Source organism: Deinococcus carri (assembly GCF_039545055.1).
In the GTDB taxonomy this organism is placed as follows: Bacteria; Deinococcota; Deinococci; order Deinococcales; family Deinococcaceae; genus Deinococcus; species Deinococcus carri.
Window position 1 is genome coordinate 261,874 of the sequence record NZ_BAABRP010000001.1, and the last position, 19,444, is coordinate 281,317.

Sequence of the window (19,444 nt, forward strand, 5' to 3'; positions counted from 1 at the left end):
CTGTCATGCGCTGTAGTTTAACGTAGCGTAACGCCCAAAACCCGAACATCCAGAACCTGAAGACCCAGAACTTGAAGACCCAGAACCTGCCAGAAGTCATCCGGCAGGGGAAGGAGGCTTACAACCAGTCCTTGAAGATGCCCTTCATGCGCTCCATGAAGCTGCCCTTGTCCTTTTTCTGGGGTTCGGGAGCCGGGGCGGGAGCGGGCGTCACAACCGTGACCTCCGGCTGCACCGCCGCCTGCGGGCCGCTGCCCTTGCCGCTGGTCGGGGCCGGGGCGGGCGCAGGTGCGGGGGCCAGTTCGGGTTCGTCGCGGAAGACCGAGAGGGGCACCTTGCCGTCCTGCCCGATGCCGTACAGCACCAAGCCGACGCCGGTCGAGTGCGCGGGGCCACTCACGATGTCGGTCAGGCCGCCGATCCCGCGCGGGCGGCCCAGGCGTACCGGCAGGCGGAAGCGGTCGCGGGCCAGTTCGGGCGTGCCGCGCAGCAGGCTCGCGCCGCCGGTCAGGACCACGCCCTGCGCGACCAGTTCCACCGGGCCGAGGGCCTGATCGATCTCGTCGCGGATCATGCCGAAAATCTCCGCGAGGCGCGGTTTGATGATGCGCGAGAGTTCAAAGGCGCTGATGGCGTGCGTGGCCCCGTTCGCGCTGGTGATCTCCAGCGTGAGGTCGGGGTCGGCCAGCTCGGGAACGGCGGCCCCGTAGCGGTGCTTGACATTCTCGGCCTCCTCGTGCGGAATCTTGAGAATCTGCGCGAGGTCGTTGGTCACGTGCTCGCCGCCGATGGGAATGACGGCCGAGTGCGCGAGGTTGCCGCGCTTGAACACGCCCACGTCGGTGGTGCCGCCCCCCATATCGATCACGATGACCGTCTGTGCCTGCTCGGCGGCCTCCAGCGTGGCGAGACCCGAGGCCAGCGCCTGAAGTACGAAGCCCTCGACCTTCAGCCCCGCCTCCTGCACGCAGCGGCGCAGGTTCAGCAGCGGCCCGGCGGTCCCGGCCACGATATGCACGTCCACCTCCAGCCGGACGCCGTGCATCCCGACCGGGTTCTTGATGCCCTCCTGGCCGTCGACGACGTATTCCTGCGGCAGCGTGTGGATGATTTCCAGATTGGGGTCCAGCGGCACGGCCCGCGCGTTCTCGATGGCGCGGTCCACGTCGGCCTGGGTGATTTCCTGATTGCGGCGGATGGCGGCGAGGCCGTGGCTGGTGATGGCCTTGGCGTGGTTGCCCGCGACCGACACGAAGACGGTCTGCACCCGCACGCCACTCACGCGCTCGGCGTTCTGCACCGACTGCCGGATGGCCTGGGTGGCGCGTTCCAGATTCACGACGGCACCGCGTTTCATGCCCTCGCTGGGCACGCTGCCCTCACCGATGATGTCGACGGTGCCATTCGGCGCGACCTCGCCGATGACGGTGGTGATCTTGGTGGTGCCGATATCCAGCCCCACGATAATCGGGTTGTCCTTCATTCCTGGACGCTCACCCCCCAGGGGTAGATGTGGATTTCTTTGCTGGGATATTGCACGACGGCCCCAGCATACTTCAGCAGATTGTTGAGGTCGCCACTCCAGACCGTGCCGCTGGCAGTGTGGGCCGTGATGCCCGAAGGCGTGTAAGCGACCGACTGAACATTGTAACGCTGTAAGGCGCGGGCGACGAACAGCGCGTCTTTCACCCGGCCCGGTCCCCAGCCGCTCAGCAGCGGCAACGCCCCCACCCCGGCCGCCCCCGGCAGCACCCGGCCGTCCTCGGCCAGCGTCACGACGCGGCCGTCGGGCCGCTGCCAGCGCGCGAAGGGGACGCGCTCGGTCACCCGGACCTCCACCGTGTCCGGAAAGCGCCGCGTGACCACTGCGGAACGAATCCAGGGACTGCGCGCGAGCTTCTGCGCCCGCCACGCCCCGTAGTACGGCCACGCGAAACCCGGGGTCAGGCCCGCGAGTTGCCGCACCTGCGCCTCCGAGAGCCGCCCGTTGCCCTCGACCTTGACGGTGCGGATGGGCAGCGCGAACCAGCTCGCCGCCAGCAGCCCGGCCACCAGCACGGCCCCCAGGCCCCACCACACGCGGCCCCAGTTCACCCTGCGGCGCGGCGGCGGTGCAGACTCGGCGGGTTCCTCGGGCGGGGGGGGCGGCGCTGGGTCGGTGGTCACGGGGTCCGGCACGTCGGCGACCACAGTGATTCTGCGGTTCCTGGCGCGCGGTGAAGGGTCGGTCATGGGGCCTATCCTGCCATGAGCGGTCGGCCGTCAGCTATCAGCGGTCAGCTTGGTGCAAAGAGGCTGGGGCTGTTGCCCAAGACGAAGACGTGCGGGACGCCTTTTCCCAGCGTCCGGCAGCCGTTTTGCTGGCGGCTGAAAGCTGACCGCTGAGAGCTTCCCCTTCAGCCCTGTTCGGGCCACAGTTCGTATTCCAGCTCCAGCGGTACGCCCACGCGCTCCCGGATCAGGGAGAGCAGGGCGTGAACGTCGCGGCTGCTCGCGCCCCCCAGGTTCACGATGAAGTTGGCATGTTCGGGGGCGATCATCGCGTTGCCGACGCGGGTGCTCTTGAGGCCCGCCTCGTCGATGAGCCGCCCCGCCGAGACGCCGCCGGGGTTCTTGAAGGCGCAGCCGGGTGTCTTCATCTTGGGCTGGCCCTTGCGGGCGGTGTCGGCGAAGTCCATCTTCGCCAGGACTTCCTCCGGGGCGGCGCGGCGCAACTTCAGGCGCACGCGCGACACCACGTGGCCGCGCGGAATGCCGCTGCGGCGGTAGCCCCAGTCCAGGTCAAAGGGCGTGACCTGCCGCGTGCCCCCCGGCGTCACGATTTCCAGCGTGTGCAGGCCGTCGAACATCTCGCCGTAGCGGGTGCCCGCGTTCATCCACACGGCTCCGCCCACCTGTGCGGGAATGCCGACGGTGCCCTCCAGATTGGACAGCCCCAGCTTCTGGAGTTTGCGAATCAGGCCGGGGAGGGGCACACCGCCGCCCACCCAGCCGGTCACGACCGTTTCGCCGTCGCTCAGGGCGGGGTCGGGCGTCAGGTCGGTTTCCGCCAGCGGGCCGGTCAGGCGCAGGACGCGCTCGGGCACGCCCTCGTCAGCAATCACGAGGTTGCTGCCGCCGCCCAGGACGCGGTAGGGCTGCTCCATCGCCTCCGCGAGTTGCCCGGCGCTGCCCACGAACCAGACCTCGGCCTCGCCGCCCACGCCCAGCGTGGTGAAGCGCGCGAGCGGCAGGCGCTCGACCCGTGCGCCCGTGCGGCTGGAGGTGACAGGCAGCGTGGTCACGCGCCCACCCCCGCCAGTTCGCGCGAGAGCTTCCACACGTCGCCCGCACCCATCGTCACGATGATGTCGCCCGCGCCCGCCGTCTCGCGCAGGTAGCGCACGACCTCGCCGCGGTCGGGCAGGTAGCGCACGCCGGTATGCCCGCCCTGACTCATGCGGTCGCTGACCAGGGTGGCGTGAATGCCCGGAATCGGCGTCTCGGAGGCGGCGGCTATGTCCAGCAGCAGCACCTCGTCGGCGGCCATCAGGGCGTCGGCCAGGCGGGGCCAGGACTGCTGGGTGCGGAGGTAGCGGTGGGGCTGGAACACCACCCGCACCCGCCGCCCGGTCTGCCGCGCGGCCTGCACCGCCGCCGCGACCTTGGTGGCGTTGTGTGCGTAGTCGTCGACCACCAGCGCCCCGTTCAGTTCCCCGATGCGCTGCCAGCGGCGGCCCGGTCCCCGGAAGGCGGCCAGCGCGGCGGCGGCGGCCCCGAAGTCCCCGCCGTACAGGTCGGTCACGGCCAGCGCGGCGAGGGCGTTCAGCACGTTGTGGGTGCCGGGCAGCCCGACCCGCGCCTCGCCCAGCGGCTCGCCCCGGCGCAGGACCGTGAAGGTGGTGCCGTCGGCGTCGGGGCGCAGGTCCGCGGCGCGGTAGTCGGCTCCCTCGGCCTGGCCGTAGCTCAGGCGTTCCCGTGCCCCCGCGCTCAGCTCCGCCAGGCCCGGCCAGTCGGCGCAGTACAGCACCCGCCGGGCCTGCCCCACGAAGCGCGCGAAGCCCGCGTGCTGTTCCTCCACCGTCTCCCAGTAGGTGGCCTGGTTGCCGCCCACGTGGTCGTCCTCGGCGTTCGTGAAGACGGCCGTCTCGCATGCGAGGGCCGCGAAGCCCCGGTCGGACTCGTCCACCTCGGCCACGAAGGGACCCTCTCCCAGGCGGGCATTGCTGCCGAACTCGGGCACGATGCCACCCACGAAGGCGGCCGGGTCCAGGCCCGCGCCCTGCATTGCCACGGCGATCATGGAGGTGGTGGTGGTCTTGCCGTGCGTGCCCACCACGCCCACCGAGGGGGACGCCCGCAGCAGCTCGCCTAACAGGGCCATGCGGGGCCGCACCTCCACTCCCGCCGCCCGCGCCGCCACCAGTTCCGGGTGGTCCTTGGGCACCGCTTCGGAGGCAATCAGCACGTCCACGCCCTGCACGTGGGCGGGGTCGTGGCCGGTCGCCACGGGGATGCCCTCGCGCACGAGTTGCTCGGTGAGTTCGGAGGGCTGCTCGTCGCAGCCGCTCACCTGCACCCCCCGCGCCGCGAGCAGCCGCGCGAAGGCACTCACGCCGATGCCGCCGATGCCCATCAGGTGATAGTGGGGTCGGGAGAGGGGGTCGGGGCGGGAGGCCGGTTCGGGGGAGCGGGGGGAAGAGTCAGTCATGGTTATGAAGGTCCGGGGCACCTGGAAGCGGGGCGCTCAGCGCAACTGCCGCTCCACGAGGTCGGCAAAACGGCCCGCGGCACCGGCGGGCGAGCGCCGCAGGGCGGCTTCCCGCATCGCCGCGCGCGTGCCGGGCACCGCACACTCTAGCACCGCACTGGCCAGTTCCCCGGCCAGCCTGCTCTGCTCGGCCACCCGCCCGGCCCCCGCCTCCTGCACGCTGAGGGCGTTGTGGTACTGGTGGTTCTCCGCCGATTCGGGCAGCGGCACCATCACCAGCGGCACGCCGTGGAAGGCCGCCTCCGCCAGCGTGCCCGTCCCCGCGCGGGTAATCGCCAGGTCGGAGGCCGACCATGCTGCCACCGCATCCGTGTAGCCCACGGGCCGGTACCAGGGCAGGTCGGCCACCCGCGGGGCCACCTCGTCCAGCCAGCGCGGCCCGGTGGAATGCAGCACCTGTACGGGGCCTTCCGGCGAGCGGCCCTGCGGCCCGAACACCTCGCGCAGAATGTTGGGCACGGCGTTATTCAGTGCGAGCGACCCCTGCGAGCCGCCCATCACCAGCAGGGTGAGGGGGCCTTCCCGCAGGCCCAGCCGCGCCAGCGCCTCGGTACGCGGCAGACGCTCCTCGCGGACGGGCATCCCGACCATCGTCGCCTTGTTCTCGGGCAGCCCGATAACTGTGGGGTACGCTGTGCCCACCGCCCGCGCCCGCCCCACCGCCAGCCGCTGCGTGAGGCCCAGGCGGGCGTTCTGCTCGTGCAGGACGGTGGGGAGGCCCAGGCTCTGCGCGGCCAGCACGCCGGGCAGGCTGGCAAAGCCCCCGAAGCCCACGACCGCGCCCGGCCCGGCCTCCTTCAGAAAGGCCCGCGCCTCCGCCACGCCGCGCACGGCCCGCAGCAGTTCGCGGGGGTCGGGGCGGCCCTGCCCGCTGCGGGCAAGCTTCCCGGCGTCCACCCCGTGAAACGCGAGGCCCTGTTCGGCGGCCACCCGTTCCTCCATGCCGCCCCGCTGTCCCAGCAGCACCGCGTCATGCCCCCGCGCCATCAGTTCCCGTGCGGTGGCGACCGCCGGGTAGATGTGCCCCCCGGTGCCTCCCGTTGCCATCACGACCAGACTCATCGGGGGAGTGTAGCGGGAAGAGGGGGACGCGGTACGCAGGAGGCGGTACGCGGGCACTGCCTTCACCGCGTACCGCGCACCGCTTCCCGCGCCCTTCAGTCGAACAGGTCCCCCAGACTCCGCCCCCCGCCTTGCCCCTCGCCCCCCAGGCCCTGCTCGAACTCCTCGTAGGGCTGCACGACCACGAAGCCGTCGCCCTGAAAGACCATCTGGTACGTCTCGCCGCCGCCGCGCCCGAACATGCTGCGGAGGCTGGCGTCCATGCGGAGCTGGGGCTGGAGGTTGCCGCTCCAGGCGACCGTCGCGTTGGGGTCGGTGAAAATCGGCTCGTTCGGCGTCACGCGCAGCGTCAGCGGCTTGCCGTGGCTGAGGATGGCGACCAGCCCGCTCCCCTGGAGCCGCACGCTAAATAAGCCGCCCGCTGCCATCCCGGCCACCCGGCGGTGCATCGTGATGTCGTAGTTCACGCTGTCCTCGAAGGCGAGCAGGTCGTTGCCGTTCACATTCAGGCTGTCGCCCGCCAGGCGCAGAATCTGCACCTCCTTGCCCTGGTCGGCCAGGTAGGCCACGCCGCGCCCCTCGATCTTGGCGAGCGGACTCATCTCCTGGCTCACCGCGCGCTTGAGGGCCTTCATCAGCCCGCCTTCCAGGGTGCCCTCGCGCTTGAAGGAGAGGTTGCCCTTGTAGGCCACCATCGCGCCCAGCTTGCTCCAGATGCGGCCCTGGACCTTGACCTCCAGCATCTTGCTGCTTTCCAGCTCGAACACCTCGCCGGGCTGGTCGCGCTCGGCGGTCTGGGCCAGAAAGTCGCGGAGGCTGGAGCTGCCGTCACTGTTCGTCATGCTCCCTGGTACGGCGTGCGGCTCCCGGAGGTTCCCATTCCAGGGGTTCCCGGCGCGTTTCGCCTTACCCTGGACCGCGTGTCTGTCCTGCCTGACCTGCCCGAACCGCTCGACCTGCTGACCACCATTCACGCCCGCCGCACCGTGGACCTGGCCCGGCTGCGGCCCGACCCTATTCCCCGGGAGACGCTGCTGACGCTGCTGGAAGCCGCCAACTGGGCACCCAGTCACGGCCGCACCGAACCCTGGCGCTTCGTGGTCTTTACCGGCGAGGGGCGGATGCGGCTGGCGGAAGTCCTCGCCACGTCGCTGGCCCGGCTGAAGGGCGAAGAGCAGGCTGACCCGGACGTGTTGCGCACGCAGCGGGAGCGGCAGCGTCTCGCGCCGGTCTGGCTGGCGGTCGCCGTCCAGCCCGCCGAGAAGCCCCGGATGCCGCTTTACGAGGACCAGTGGGCCGTGGCCTGCGCCGTGCAGACGCTGATGCTGGCGGCGCGGTCGCTGGGTATTGGCAGCAAGTGGATTACCAACGCGGCCAGTCTGCACGAGCACACCGCGCAGGCGCTGGGGTTTGGGGAGGGAGCGAGCATGATGGGGCTGGTGTATCTGGGGTTTGTGGATGGGGAGTGGCCGGTGGGGGAGCGGCGGCCGATGGGGGACAAGGTGCGGTGGGTGGAGGAGACGTAGGGGTTTACAGGGCATCTTGTAGCGAGCTTCCCCCCGCCCCCCCAGCCCCCCTACCCCCCATCGGGGGGCAGGGGGGAGCAGCGTTGCGCTGGGCAAGGGGGTTCCTGGCGGTTCTGGGCCTGCCAGGCTTCGCCCCGGTTTCCCACTGGTTGCCATGCCTGGCCCGCCGGGCGGCCTCGGGCCTGGCGGCCCGAACGGCTCGTCTTCCAGGCCTGACCGCTTGCAAGGTGGGACCTGGGCGTCGGCTCCAAAGTTTGAAGGGACAGGGGGGGCAGGAGCTTTGGCTTTTTCTGGGAACGGAAGAAAAGTGCGGGCTGAACTGTTTTTTTCTCCTCCCCCCTTGCGGGGGAGGCTGGGAGGGGGGTGGACGGCGAAGCCGTCCCAGCGGAGGAACCTGTAACTTCCTACTTCTGCCGAAGACCCCATTTCGCGTAAGTCCTGTGCTTTTACCCGCCGCCAAAAAGGAACCCCCACCGGGGCAAGGGCTTTTGAAGCTGGTCGGAATCGGGCGAGCGTCAGGTGGGGTTGTTGTGTTCCCGGTCGCGGCCGATTTCGCCGTCGGCAATTCGGCCCAGGTTGCCGTCGGTGGTGCCGCCGACACCGCTCGCGGTGTCCTGCGTGGTGCCCGTGGCCTCGTCGGTGGTTCCGCCTTCAGCAGCGATGTCTCCCGCGCCTGTGGCTGTGCCAAGTGACTGGCCGGTGGTTCCGCCCTCGGCCGCCGTGTCCGTCGTCTCGCTGTTCTGGTCCCTGCGGTTGTCCGTCATGGATGTTGCCTCCTTGTGCCTTCCAGCGTAGGTGGGGTCTCGCTCGAAGAGGGCCGGGGGAGCTAAAGGCCTGTTGGGATGCCCCACATCCGGGTAAGGCGGCGCGGAGCGGCCGGGTTCAGTCCGCCAGCATCTGGCCGATGCGGTGCAGCACTTCCTCGATGTTGTCCAGGCTGGTCGCATAGCTGAGGCGTACCTGACCCGGCGCGGCGAAATCGGTGCCGGGAACCACGGCCACGCGGGCCTGGTCCAGCAAGAGGCGGGCGGCTTCCAGCTCGTCGGGGTGGATGCGGGCGGTGTCGGCCATCACGTAGAAGGCCCCCTGTGGCGTGGGCGTGGGCAGGCCCAGGGCATTCAGGCCCGCCACGATGCGGTCGCGGCGCTCGCGGTAGGCGTGGCGGGCCTGCTCGATAAAGCGGGCCGTCTCCTCGTGCTGGGTCAGGGCGGCCAGCGCGGCGGCCTGGCTGACGCTGCTCGCGTTGCTGGTGCTCTGGGATTGCAGGGCGTTCATCGCGGCAATCACGGCCCCCGGCCCGCCCGCGTAGCCGATGCGCCAGCCGGTCATGGCGTAGGCCTTGCTCGCGCCGTTGACCGTCAGCGTGTGGTCCGGGGCATACCGCCCGATGCTGACCTGCTCGGCGTCGTACACCAGATGCTCGTACATCTCGTCGGTCACGATGACGAGGCCGTGGCGTTGCGCGACCCCCGCCACCGCCTCCAGCACCTCCGGGGGAAAGACCGCGCCGGTCGGGTTACCGGGGCTGTTGAGTACGATCATGCGGGTGCGGGGAGTCACGCGGGCCGCCAACTCCTCAGGGTCAAGCATGAAGCCGGATTCGGGCGTGGTGGGTACCGGCACGGGCACCGCTCCCGTCAGCGCCACCATCTCCGGGTAGCTCACCCAGTACGGCGCGGGAATCAGCACCTCGTCGCCGGGATTCAGCAGCGCGAAAAAGGCGTTGAAGAGGGCCTGCTTGCCGCCGCTGGTGACGGTCACGGCATCGGGGGTGTAGGTCAGGCCATTCTCGCGCGCAAATTTGGCGCTGATGGCCTCGCGCAGTTCGGGAATGCCGCCCACGGGCGTGTACTTGGTCTTCCCAGCCTCGATGGCCTCGATTGCGGCCGCCTTGATGTGGGGCGGCGTGTCGAAGTCCGGCTCGCCCACGCTCATGGAAATCACGTCCACGCCGGCCCGACGCAGCTCCAGCGCCCGCGACGTGACGGCCACCGTCGCGGAGGGCTTGAGGCTCAGGGCACGCGCAGAGAGCCGGAAGGGGGAGGAGACAGGGGAGCCGCTCATATCACCGAGGGTACCGGCCGGGACGGGGGGAGAAGTAGGCGCGGCCTAGCTGTACCGGAGAAGGCCGGGCAGTTCTACAATCGCCGCATGAAAGCCTCTGTCACGCCCCGGACAGGCTGGCAAGCCCTGGCAAACCTGCTGAAGCGCGGCGCACTGTACGGCGGCGCTGCGAGTGTTCTGGGCGCGCTCCTGGGGGACTTGCTGATTCAGCACGGCCGGCACGGTGTCCTGACGGGGCTGAATCTTGCGGGCATCCTTCTGTGCATCCTGGCCGGCTCGTTTGCCCAGGGTTCGTTTGGCGTCCAGAGTGGCGTCGCCATGTCACAGGCCCGCCTGGGCACTGCTGCGCCGCAGATGCAGTGGCCGCTGGCGTCCATGCTGGTCGCTCTCCTGGCCGCGGGTGTCTGTTTCCTGCTGGCCTGGCTGGGCAGCGGCTGGCGCTGAAACCTGCCCGGCCGCGGGCCAAGAGTGAGGGGACAGCATCTCCGGCTGTCCCCCATCCCCCTGCCCCGGCCTCACCCCAGCAGACCGATACTGCGTGCTCGGCTGACGGCCTCGGTGCGGTCCCCGGCGTCGAGCTTGGCGTACAGGCGGGCCAGGTGGTCCTTGACGGTGTCGGGGCTGACGCCCAGGTTCTTGGCGATTTCCTTGTTGGAAAAGCCCTGGGCCAGCAGCGGCAGCACCTCGGACTCGCGCGGGGTCAGGCGGGGCACGTCGACCTGGGGCAGGCGGTCGATCTCGGGATGGGCGGCGATGTCGCGCAGTTGCCGGGCCAGGCTCTCGGGGTCAGTTTCCTTGCTGACGTAGCCACGTGCCCCGGCCAGCCGCGCGGCCTGCACGATGGCGGGTTCCGCAAAGGTCGTGATCAGCACGCTGACCACCTGCGGATGGGTCAGGCGCAGCCGCTCGCAGACCTCGATGCCGGTCAGGCCGGGCATCTTCACGTCGAGCAGTGCCACGTCGGGCTGGTGGGTGCGGCAGGCTTCCAGGGCCTGGAGGCCGTCGGCGGCCTCGGCCACCACGTCGAAGCCCTGGTGCAGCAGGGCGTATTTCAGGCCCATGCGGAAAAGGGGGTGGTCATCGGCAATCACGAGTTTCAAGGGGACACCTCCGGCAGATTGAGGGTGAAGACGGAATGGGGCGAATGCGGGCCAGCGCTCTGGCGGGCATAGCTGAGGCTGCCGCCGTGCGTCTCCGCGATGCGGCGGGCGATAAAGAGGCCCAGTCCGGTGGTCCCGGCGGTGTACTGCTGCCCCGCGATGGTGGCGGGCTGGGCGTTGAACGGCTGCGCGAGTTCCTCCAGCGGCGCGCCCAGGCCGGGGCCGTCGTCGCGCACCTCCACGCCTGCGGGGGTCACGGCCAGCGCCACCTGCGTCCGCGCGTACCGCAGGGCGTTCTCGGTCAGGTTGGTCACGGCCCGCTCCAGCACGGCGGGGTCGGCGGGGGCGGTGCCCTGGCCCGTCACGGTGAGGGTCAGGCCGCGCGCCTGGGCCTGGGGCAACAGGCGGCGGGTGACGCACTCCAGCAGGGCGCGCAGGTCGGTGGGCCGGGGCGAGAGCTGCACCTCCTCGCGCTCGAAGCGGTGGGCGTCGGCCATCTGCCCGACCAGGGCCAGCAGCCGGGCGTTCTCGGTCAGCAGCTCGCGGCCCATCTCGTGCCGTTCGGCGTCGGGCAGGGGGTGGTCGGTCAGGATGCGGGTCAGGTGGCCGGTGGCGATCAGGGGCGTCTTGAGGTCGTGGACCAGCGTCGCCATAAAGGCGTTGCGGCGGGCCTGCTCGGTCGAGAGGCGGCCCAGCAGCTCGGCAAAGGCCCCCCGCAGCGCGCGAATCTCGGTGGGGTCGTCGGAGTGCGCCCGCGTCTGCCCGGTGTGCGCGAAGTCGCCGCGCTCCACTTCGGCCTCCAGGCGACTGAGGGGCCGCAGCAGCACGCCGCTGAGCAGATAGCCCACCAGCCCGCACAGCGCCGCCACCAGGCCCATCCAGACCGCGAGCATCAGCGAGGGAAGGCCCGGACGTGCCGCCAGCGTCAGCACCAGATTGGGCAGAAACGCCAGCAGGAAAATCACCAGCGTGAACTGCCCCCGCAGCGTGCCTCCGCGCGTCTCCTGCCGCAGGGGGCGGGCCGCACTCAGGGAAACCTCACCTGTGGTCACGTTCCGGAGTGTAGGAATCGCCCTCTGACAGAAACCCCACACCTGTGATGGGGCGGTGATGTGTCCCGCGGCAGCGCCCTCCCCGGCTTCTTTTTGCCGGATAGGACGCGGTTTACGTCTGCCCAGATGCTGCCTGCCTGCTGGAACCGGAGTGCGGACAGGTCAGAGAAAGAAGATGGCCCCGCGCTGCCTCAGCGCCGCAGCTTCCGCAGCAGCAGCAGGCCGCCCACCGCCGCCAGCGTCCCCAGCACGATGTTTCGCAGCGGGTCGGAGGTTCCCGGCTGCGGCAGGGCCACCGGCACCGGATGGTTCAGATACCAGCCGCGCAGGGGCCGCGCCGCCTCGTCGAAGTTGCGGGCGAGCCGCGCCAGGTCGAGGTCCATCTGCACCTCGGTCATGGGGTGGCCGTGCCCTGTGGCGGCCAGGGCGGGGTTCAGGTCCGCGAGCAGGCGCACCGACTCGCGCGCCGCGTCCCAGTTGGGCGTGTAGTAGGCGGGCGGGCGGTGAACGAGGGTGGGCCGCGAGGCCAGCGCCCCCAGGACCGTCTCCTGCCGGGTGGTCACGAAGGCATCCCCGGCAATCAGCGTCCGGTCCTCGGGCCGCCACAGCGACACGTGCCCGGCGCTGTGCCCCGGCGTGTGCAACCAGCGCCAGCCCGGCAGGAAAGGCACCTCGCCCGCCGAGGGGAGCACCTGGACGTGGGGCCGGAAATCGAAGGGGCCGGGCACGAAGGCCGGGGAAAGCGCACTCATCACGCCGCCCATCGTGGGGTCGGGGAAGGGATAGGCGACCTGACCGGTCAGGTGGGGCAGTTCCAGCGGGTGCGCGTAGACCGACACCGGCCACTCCTCCAGCAGGTCATGCAGCGCGCCGATGTGGTCGAGGTGCCCGTGGGTCAGCACAATGGCGGCCGGGGGTTGGCCCGCGTGGTACTTCCCGGCCGCCGCGCGAATCATTCCGGCGGTGCCCGGCATCCCGGCGTCCACCAGCACCCAGGGGTCGCCCAGCAGGCCCAGCAGGTAGGCATTCACCATCGGCAGCCGCACGCGCACCACGTCGGGCCGCAGCACCTGCGTGCCGCCGAAGGTGGAGACATCCGGGGCGGGCGGGCGAATCTGCTGGACACTGGTGGTGAGGGGGGGCGGGGGTTGCCAGGCGGGGAGCTGGGTCATGAGGGCCGTCCTTTCGGGGGTGAAACCGGGGAATGTTTCCTGCACGCTAGGCAGCCAGGATGAGCGGCACTCCCTGCCCGGCCTAACTCTGCCTTACTGGACCACCTGCGGGCCGGGGGAAGAAAGCAGAACGCCCCCGCTGGGGCGGGGACGGGTGATACGGATTCCGTCCAATTCCTGAACAGTCGGGAGGGCACCGCCTGTTCATCCATCTCCCGAAATCCGCCCTTGTTCCTTCTCCCTCTGGTCGGATTTCCGGGTGTTTTCAACACCCTTCAATCGGAATCAGTATGAGGCGTGGACTGCCGGGCCAGGGAAGGTTACTCCTCCGTGCTCAGCACCGCCAGGAACGCCTCCTGCGGCACCTCCACCGTGCCGATCTGCTTCATGCGGGCGCGGCCCTTCTTCTGCTTTTCCAGCAGCTTCTTCTTACGGGAGATGTCGCCGCCGTAGCACTTCGCCAGCACGTCCTTGCGGTAGGCCTTGACGGTGGCGCGGGCGATGATCTTGCCGCCGATGGTGGCCTGCACCGGCACCGGGAACATCTGCCGGGGAATCACCTCCGCCATCTTGTCCACGATCTTGCGGCCCAGCGAGTACGCCTTGTCCTCGTGGACGATGATGGCCAGGGCGTCCACCACCTCGTTGTTGACGAGAATGTCCACCTTGCGCAGGTCGCCCTCGCGGTAGCCTATTTGCTCGTAGTCCATGCTGGCGTAGCCGCGCGAGATGGACTTGAGGCGGTCGTGGAAGTCGTACAGGATTTCCGCGAACGGCACCTCGTAGATCAGCTCCACGCGCTTGCCCACGTAGTTCATCGTGACCATCGAGCCGCGCCGCTCCTGGAGAAGCTGCATCACCGGCCCCACGTAGTCCTCGGGCAGCATGATGCTGAGCTTGATGTACGGTTCCTCCACCGTGCTGATGCGGTCGCGGGTGGGAAAGTCGGCGGGGTTCTGCGTCTCGAACACCTCGCCGTTCGTCAGCGTCAGGCGGTAGACCACGGCGGGTGCGGTGGCGATCAGGTCGAGGTCGTACTCGCGCTCCAGCCGCTCCTGGATGATCTCGGCGTGCAGCAGGCCCAGGAAGCCGCAGCGGAACCCGAAGCCCAGCGCCTCGGACGTTTCCGGCTCGAAGGTGAAGGCGGCGTCGTTGAGCTTGAGCTTGTCCAGCGCGTCGCGCAGCTTGCGGTAGTCCTCGGTATCGGTGGGGTAGAGGCCCGAGAAGACCACCGGCTGCGCGGGCTTGAAGCCGGGAAACGGTTCGGGGGTGGGGCGTTCCTTTTCGGTGAGGGTGTCGCCCACCTGCGCGTCGTGGATGTCCTTGATGCCCGCCGCGACCCAGCCCACCGCGCCCGCCGGGAGCGAGTCGCCCACGACCAGGCCGGGGCTGAAGGTGCCCACCTTGTCCACCTCGAAGGTCTTGCCGGTCGAGAACAGCATGATGGGCTGCTTGGGGGTCAAGGTGCCCTCCAGCACCCGCACGAACAGGATCACGCCCTGGTAGGCGTCGTAGAAGGAGTCGAAAATCAGGGCCTTGAGCGGCGCTTCCGGGTCGCCCGAGGGGGCGGGAATCCGCTCGACAATCGCCTCCAGAATCTCGGGAATGCCCAGCCCCGCCTTGCCCGACGCGAAGATGGCCTCCTCGGCGGGAATGCCGATCACGTCCTCCAGCTCCTGCGCGGCCCCCTCCGGGTCGGCGGCGGGGAGGTCGATCTTGTTCACCACCGGCACGATTTCGAGGTTGCTGTCGATGGCGAGGTAGGCGTTGACGATGGTCTGCGCCTCCACGCCCTGCGAGGCGTCCACCAGCAGCAGCACGCCCTCGCAGGCGGCCAGGGAGCGGCTTACCTCGTAGTTGAAGTCCACGTGGCCGGGCGTGTCGATCAGGTTGAAGGTGTACTCTTCGCCGCCCGTTCCATCAGCCAGCACGGGCCGCTGGTAGGTGAGGCGGATGGGCGTGGATTTGATGGTGATGCCGCGTTCGCGCTCCAGTTCGAGCGTGTCGAGCGTCTGGTCGCGTTTGTCGCGCTCGCCCATCGCGCCCAGCCGTTCCAGGATGCGGTCGGCGAGCGTGGACTTGCCGTGGTCCACGTGGGCGATGATGGAGAAATTTCTGACCTGAGCGGGGGACCTGACGTTCACGGGTGCAGTGTAGCGAGTGCGCCGCCCGCGCACGGTGACGCCCCGCGTTTCCCTGGGCTGGCCTCCCCTATGCTGGGACCCATGTACGCCCGCTCCCGGCCCTTGCCGACCCGGCCGCGCCGTCCTGCCTGGCACTGGCTCCTGCCCGCCGCGCTCGTCCTGGGGGGCGGCTGGGGTGCCTGGCACTGGGCCAACCGCCCGCAGAACCTGCCCGCACAGCCGGCGGCCCTCGCGCGCACCCCGTCGCAGGACTGGGCCGACCTGCGCGCCTTCGGCCCGCGTCCGGTGAGCGCGGGGGGCCATGACCGCGCCCTGGACTGGCTGGCCGCACAGTTCCGCGCGCTGGGCTACCCCGTGACCTGGGAGCCGGTGACGCTGGAGCGGCCCTTCGACCGGGGCGGCACCCTGAAGGTGGGGTCCCTGAGTGTTCCTGCCGCCGCCCTGTACGGCAGCCGGGGCGGCGAGCAGGAGGGCCGGCTGGTGCGCCTGCCCGCCGGGGCGACCACCGAGCAGATGGAGGCGCGGGGCCTGCGCGGGCAGATCGCCCTGACCACCTGCCGGGAGTGGGACGGCGACGAGGTGACGTGGACCGAACTGGTGGAGCGGGCCACGCGGGCGGGGGCGCTGGGCCTGGTGCTGGTGCAGGACTGCGGGACACGGCAGGTGCGGCGTGTGCCCGCCACGCCCCTGCCGCTGGTGCAGGTCAGCGCCGCGGACGGGCGGCGGGTGCTGCCGCTGGCGGGCCAGCAGGCCCAGCTCACTTCAAACGTGGAGGTACGGAAGGTCACGGGCCGCAACCTCATCGCCGCCCGCGTGGGGGCGAAACCCGAAGTGCTGTTCGGTGCCCACCTCGACAGCGTGAACGGCTCGCCCGGCGCGAACGACAATGCCAGCGGCGTGCTGGCGGTGCTGGAGGCCGCGCGCGAGGCGGCCGGGACACCCCTGGCAGGCCGCGCCTGGTTCGTCCTGTTCGATGCCGAGGAGGACGGCCTGGTGGGCAGCCGCACCTTCGTGGACGCGCACCGTTACCCCCTGCGGCAGACGCGGGCGATGCTGAACCTCGACATGGTGGGCGTGGCCGCCGAACCGCTGGGGGTCGCCGCCGACGCCGAGCTGCTGCCGCTGGCAAAGCAGGTGCGGCCCGGCATCCGCGTGTTTGAGGACGAATCCACCCAGCGACGCGAAACCTTCGGCCGGTCCATGAACGTCGGTGGCAGCAGCGACCAGGTGCCCTTCATCGCCTGGGGCGTCCGCACCGTGTTCATCCACCGCGGTCTGGACGACAACTACCACGCCGCCAGCGACAACACGCTCTCGCCCGCGCTGGTGCGGGAGGCGGGAGCGTTCGCCGTGAAGCTGGCGCAGGCGGCCCTCGCCGCCCCCTGGATGCCCGACGAGCCGTGCGAGGGGTTCAAGAGCGAGGGGTGTTAGGGCGGCGCTCAGAAAGGTTGCCGGACCTTTCTGAGCCGAACGGAGTGAGCAACCGTGATGAGGGCGGCGCGAAGTGGAGTGGCCGCCCAAGATACGCGGCAACGGAACGGAGCGCCGCCCTAGGGGAACCCGCCTAGACCCGTTCCAGCCGCTCGTGTGGTTGCGGTGGCAGCTCCACGCGCAGCCTATCGCCCGGACGCACCGCGCCTCCGGCCAGCACCACACCCATGATGCCGGCCTTGCGAATCAGGTTCCCCGCGGCGTCGTGCCCCAGGACGGCCCGCAGCAGGCCCGGCTGGAAGGCATCGATCTGCGCGCAGGGGTTGCGCAGGCCCGTGACCTCCACCACCGCCGCCTCGCCCAGGTGGAGCCGTGTGCCGCGGGGCAGCCCCAGCAGGTCCACGCCCCGCGTGGTCACGTTCTCGCCCAGGTCGCCGGGGGCTGCCCGGAAGCCCTGCCCGCGCAGCTCGTCCAGCAGTTCGGCATGAATCAGGTGAATCTGGCGCAGGTTCGGCTGGTCCGGGTTCTGCGCCACCCGCGAGCGGTGCCTGACGGTGCGGCCCGCGTGGGCGTCCCCCTCCACGCCCAGCCCGGACAGAAGGTGAATCTCCGGCTGCGGCGTTTTGCTGAAGGTGTGCGCGGGGCTGAGGCTGACGGCCAGAACGCTGGCGCTGGGGGTCATGGTTGTTCCTCCGGGGTCGGGCCGAGCAGACGGGCGATAGGCGCATAGCTGCGCCGGTGGACCTCCGAGACCCCCAGGCGTTGCAGCGCGGCGCGGTGGGCGGGTGCACCGTAGCCCTTGTGGGCCGCGAAGCCGTAGCCGGGGTGCCGCGCGTCCAGCTCCAGCATCAGCCGGTCACGCTCGGTCTTGGCGAGCAGGCTGGCAGCGGCCACGCTGTAACTCAGCGCGTCGGCCCTGGGTGGGGCGCTGAGGGGCAGCGGCGTGCGGAGCTTGAGGTAATCGGTGACCAGGGCCTGCGGCGGGGGGTCCAGGCGGGCCAGTGCCCGGAGCGCCGCCGCGTGCGTGGCCCCCAGGATGTTCAGGCGGTCGATCTCCTCCGGCCAGGCGTGTTCCACCGCCCAGCTCAGCGCCACCCGCCGCACCTCCGCCGCCAGCGTCTCCCGCGCCGCGGGCGTGAGCTGCTTGCTGTCCCGGAAGGGATAGTCGGTTGCCAGCCCCGGCAGAATCACCGCCGCCACCGTCACCGGCCCTGCCCAGGCCCCGCGCCCCGCCTCGTCCACGCCCGCCACGCGGAAATACCCGCGCCGCCAGTGTTCGCGCTCGAAGGCCCAGTCGGGGGTCACGGCAGGGGGGGTGTGGGCAGGGGGCGGCATGGGGAAAAGCTATCAGCCTTCGGCCGGCCGCCTTCTGCCTGGGGCAGTGCCGTGACCGGTTGCCGAACCTTTCCGGGCTGGGCGGAGTGCCGCCCTAATCCGCGGGTTGCCCGGCGGCCCGCCCGGCGGCCTGCTCGCGCAGCACGTACTTCAGCACCTTGCCGCTGGCGGTCTTGGGCAGCTCGGGCGCGAAGACGATGCGGGCGGGCAGGGCGTGGGGGGGCAGGTGCGGGCGGGCAAAGGCCAGCAGTTCGCGGCCCTGCACCTGCGCGCCGGGGTGCAGCGTGACAAAGGCGACGGGCAGGTCCCCGCCTTCTCCCCGCGCGGCCACCACGACCGCCTCGCGCACGCTGGGATGACGGTACAGCACGGCTTCCACCTGCGCGCTGGAGACGGGCTGCCCGCCGACGTTCAGCAGGTCCCCGGCCCGGTCGAGGATTTCCAGCCGCCCGCCCGGATGCACGCAGGCCACGTCGCCGGTGTGCAGCCAGCCGCCCTGGATAGCGCGGCGGGTGGCGGCGCGGTTCTTGTAGTAGCCCTTCATGACCTGGTTGCCGCGCAGCACGATCTCGCCGGGCGTCAGGCCGTCGTGGGGAACGGGCGTGCCGTCGTCGCGGATCACCTGCACCTGCCCGGCCAGCAGCATCGCGTACCCCTGGCGGGAGAGCAGGCGGGCCTGTTCCTCCGGGGGAAGTGCCTGCGTTTCCGGCGTGGGGTCGGCCAGCGTGACCAGGGCGCTGCTCTCGGTGAGGCCGTAGCCGTGCAGCACCTCGAAGCCCTGCGCCTGCAAGGTGCCGATCAGGCGCGGCGGCGGGCTGGTGCCGGCCAGCATCACCCGGACGGGGTGGGGGAGGGGTTGCGGCGCGGCCGCGTCCGCCAGCGGGGCCAGCAGCGCGGGCGAGGCGCACAGGTGCGTGACGCCGTGCGCGGTGATCGCGGCCCGCAGGGGAACCGGGCCGGGGTCCGGGAGCGTCACGTGCGTGCCGCCCGCCGCCGTGACTGCCCACACGCTGCCCCAGCCGTTGGCGTGCGCGAAGGGCAGCGCGTGCAAAAAGACGCTGCCGGGCCGCAGGTTCAGGTGGTAGAGCATGTTGGTAACATTCAGGAAGACGCTCCGGTGCGTCAGCATCACGCCCTTGGGGTCGCTGGTGGTGCCGGAGGTGTAGTTCACGCTGATGGGGTCGTCCTCCGCGAGCGTGTCCGGCACCGCGAGCGGCGCGGGCGGCACGCGGGCCAGCCGCGCGGCGAGGTCCCCACCCGTGCCGGTGGCGATGACCGGCACGCCCCGCTGGGTCAGGGCCGCCCCCACGCGGGGAAGGTGCGCCGCGTCCACCAGCGCGAGCACCGGGTCGGCGTGCGCGCCCAGAAAGCCGAGTTCCGCGTCGGTGAAGCGCGGGTTGAGCGGCACGATCACGCCCCCGGCCAGCGGGACCGCGTGAAAGGCCGTCAGCGCGTCGGCGGTGTTGGGGGACACCAGCAGGACGTGACCGCCCGGCGGCAACCCCGCCTCGCGCAGCAGCGTGACGAGGCGCGCGGCCCGGTCCGCCAGTTCGGCGTAACTGAGGTGCCCGTGTCCGGCCGCGTCGACCAGGGCGGGGCGCTGTGGATACACGCTCAGGGCGCGCAGCACGGGGTCCAGGGGGGTCAGGGGCGTCTTCACGGTGAGGGGTCCAGGGCCAAGGATGCGACACGGCATGAGGAGGAGAAGTGAACAGGGCTGTAATACGTCTAGACAGATAAAGGGTTTTGGTTCTTTGAACCTGATTCATCTAGACAGGTTGAGGGCGAGTGTGCCTGCCACTCACTCA

18 protein-coding genes are annotated in these 19,444 nt (G+C 70.6%); 3 read left to right on the forward strand and 15 right to left on the reverse strand.

From position 1 onward, the window contains the following. Window positions 1-118 precede the first annotated feature (118 nt). The 6 genes from ftsA to ABEA67_RS01385 all read right to left on the reverse strand — a co-directional run bounded on the left by ftsA (window position 119) and on the right by ABEA67_RS01385 (window position 6,654). Window positions 119-1,483 (reverse strand): cell division protein FtsA, encoded by a 1,365-nt coding sequence (gene ftsA, locus ABEA67_RS01360; protein ID WP_345459730.1) that lies wholly within the window; start codon window positions 1,481-1,483, stop codon window positions 119-121. Next, a complete protein-coding gene (locus ABEA67_RS01365) occupies window positions 1,480-2,232 on the reverse strand; it encodes a cell division protein FtsQ/DivIB (RefSeq protein ID WP_345459733.1) in 753 nt (250 codons plus the stop codon). The genes ftsA and ABEA67_RS01365 overlap by 4 nt, the downstream gene beginning before the upstream one ends. A 164-nt stretch (window positions 2,233-2,396) precedes the next feature. Further along, window positions 2,397-3,284, reverse strand: a complete 888-nt coding sequence (locus ABEA67_RS01370) for a UDP-N-acetylmuramate dehydrogenase (protein ID WP_345459736.1) — start codon at window positions 3,282-3,284, stop codon at window positions 2,397-2,399. Further along, a complete protein-coding gene (gene murC / locus ABEA67_RS01375) occupies window positions 3,281-4,690 on the reverse strand; it encodes a UDP-N-acetylmuramate--L-alanine ligase (RefSeq protein ID WP_345459739.1) in 1,410 nt (469 codons plus the stop codon). The genes ABEA67_RS01370 and murC overlap by 4 nt, the downstream gene beginning before the upstream one ends. 36 nt (window positions 4,691-4,726) lie before the next feature. Further along, window positions 4,727-5,812 carry an undecaprenyldiphospho-muramoylpentapeptide beta-N-acetylglucosaminyltransferase gene (murG, locus tag ABEA67_RS01380; protein ID WP_345459742.1) on the reverse strand — a complete coding sequence of 362 codons (1,086 nt, stop codon included), beginning with the start codon at window positions 5,810-5,812 and terminating at the stop codon, window positions 4,727-4,729. A 95-nt stretch (window positions 5,813-5,907) separates the two neighbouring features. Continuing rightward, the gene (locus ABEA67_RS01385; protein WP_345459745.1) at window positions 5,908-6,654 is read right to left on the reverse strand and encodes an AIM24 family protein; all 747 of its coding nucleotides are present in this window, start codon (window positions 6,652-6,654) and stop codon (window positions 5,908-5,910) included. Window positions 6,655-6,732: 78 nt separating this feature from the next. Here ABEA67_RS01385 and ABEA67_RS01390 point away from each other — a divergent pair, with 78 nt between their 5' ends. Continuing rightward, the gene (locus ABEA67_RS01390) at window positions 6,733-7,338 is read left to right on the forward strand and encodes a nitroreductase family protein (RefSeq protein ID WP_345459748.1); all 606 of its coding nucleotides are present in this window, start codon (window positions 6,733-6,735) and stop codon (window positions 7,336-7,338) included. 515 nt (window positions 7,339-7,853) lie between these two features. Here the strand turns inward: ABEA67_RS01390 and ABEA67_RS01395 are convergent. Together ABEA67_RS01395 and ABEA67_RS01400 are read right to left on the reverse strand one after the other, a co-directional pair. Then, the gene (locus ABEA67_RS01395; protein ID WP_345459751.1) at window positions 7,854-8,102 is read right to left on the reverse strand and encodes a hypothetical protein; all 249 of its coding nucleotides are present in this window, start codon (window positions 8,100-8,102) and stop codon (window positions 7,854-7,856) included. Between the two features lie 118 nt (window positions 8,103-8,220). Continuing rightward, on the reverse strand, window positions 8,221-9,402 hold the full coding sequence (locus ABEA67_RS01400) for a pyridoxal phosphate-dependent aminotransferase (protein WP_345459754.1): 1,182 nt from the start codon (window positions 9,400-9,402) through the stop codon (window positions 8,221-8,223). 87 nt (window positions 9,403-9,489) lie between these two features. On the opposite strand from ABEA67_RS01400, the gene ABEA67_RS01405 reads away from it, so the two are divergent. Then, entirely contained in the window at window positions 9,490-9,846 is a 357-nt protein-coding gene (locus ABEA67_RS01405; protein ID WP_345459757.1) for a hypothetical protein, read from the forward strand. A 71-nt stretch (window positions 9,847-9,917) separates the two neighbouring features. On the opposite strand, the gene ABEA67_RS01410 is transcribed toward ABEA67_RS01405, so the two are convergent. From ABEA67_RS01410 to lepA, 4 genes are all read right to left on the reverse strand, one after another. Beyond that, window positions 9,918-10,502 carry a response regulator transcription factor gene (locus tag ABEA67_RS01410; protein WP_345459760.1) on the reverse strand — a complete coding sequence of 195 codons (585 nt, stop codon included), beginning with the start codon at window positions 10,500-10,502 and terminating at the stop codon, window positions 9,918-9,920. Continuing rightward, the gene (locus ABEA67_RS01415; protein WP_425557135.1) at window positions 10,499-11,554 is read right to left on the reverse strand and encodes a sensor histidine kinase; all 1,056 of its coding nucleotides are present in this window, start codon (window positions 11,552-11,554) and stop codon (window positions 10,499-10,501) included. The genes ABEA67_RS01410 and ABEA67_RS01415 overlap by 4 nt, the downstream gene beginning before the upstream one ends. Before the next feature lie 191 nt (window positions 11,555-11,745). Next, window positions 11,746-12,726, reverse strand: a complete 981-nt coding sequence (locus ABEA67_RS01420; RefSeq protein ID WP_345459762.1) for an MBL fold metallo-hydrolase — start codon at window positions 12,724-12,726, stop codon at window positions 11,746-11,748. Window positions 12,727-13,046: 320 nt separating this feature from the next. Continuing rightward, window positions 13,047-14,870: a translation elongation factor 4 gene (gene lepA, locus ABEA67_RS01425; RefSeq protein WP_345459764.1), complete on the reverse strand. Its 1,824-nt coding sequence runs from the start codon at window positions 14,868-14,870 to the stop codon at window positions 13,047-13,049. An 81-nt stretch (window positions 14,871-14,951) separates the two neighbouring features. Here lepA and ABEA67_RS01430 point away from each other — a divergent pair, with 81 nt between their 5' ends. Further along, complete coding sequence (locus ABEA67_RS01430) at window positions 14,952-16,301, forward strand: M28 family peptidase (protein ID WP_345459767.1); 1,350 nt, start codon at window positions 14,952-14,954, stop codon at window positions 16,299-16,301. 133 nt (window positions 16,302-16,434) lie between these two features. Here ABEA67_RS01430 and ABEA67_RS01435 read toward each other — a convergent pair whose 3' ends face one another. The 3 genes from ABEA67_RS01435 to ABEA67_RS01445 all read right to left on the reverse strand — a co-directional run bounded on the left by ABEA67_RS01435 (window position 16,435) and on the right by ABEA67_RS01445 (window position 19,296). Next, window positions 16,435-16,983: an MOSC domain-containing protein gene (locus ABEA67_RS01435; protein WP_345459770.1), complete on the reverse strand. Its 549-nt coding sequence runs from the start codon at window positions 16,981-16,983 to the stop codon at window positions 16,435-16,437. Beyond that, window positions 16,980-17,636 carry a ribonuclease HII gene (locus ABEA67_RS01440; RefSeq protein WP_345459773.1) on the reverse strand — a complete coding sequence of 219 codons (657 nt, stop codon included), beginning with the start codon at window positions 17,634-17,636 and terminating at the stop codon, window positions 16,980-16,982. The genes ABEA67_RS01435 and ABEA67_RS01440 overlap by 4 nt, the downstream gene beginning before the upstream one ends. Window positions 17,637-17,730: 94 nt before the next feature. Then, window positions 17,731-19,296 carry an AMP-binding protein gene (locus ABEA67_RS01445; RefSeq protein WP_345459775.1) on the reverse strand — a complete coding sequence of 522 codons (1,566 nt, stop codon included), beginning with the start codon at window positions 19,294-19,296 and terminating at the stop codon, window positions 17,731-17,733. Between the last annotated feature and the right edge of the window lie 148 nt (window positions 19,297-19,444).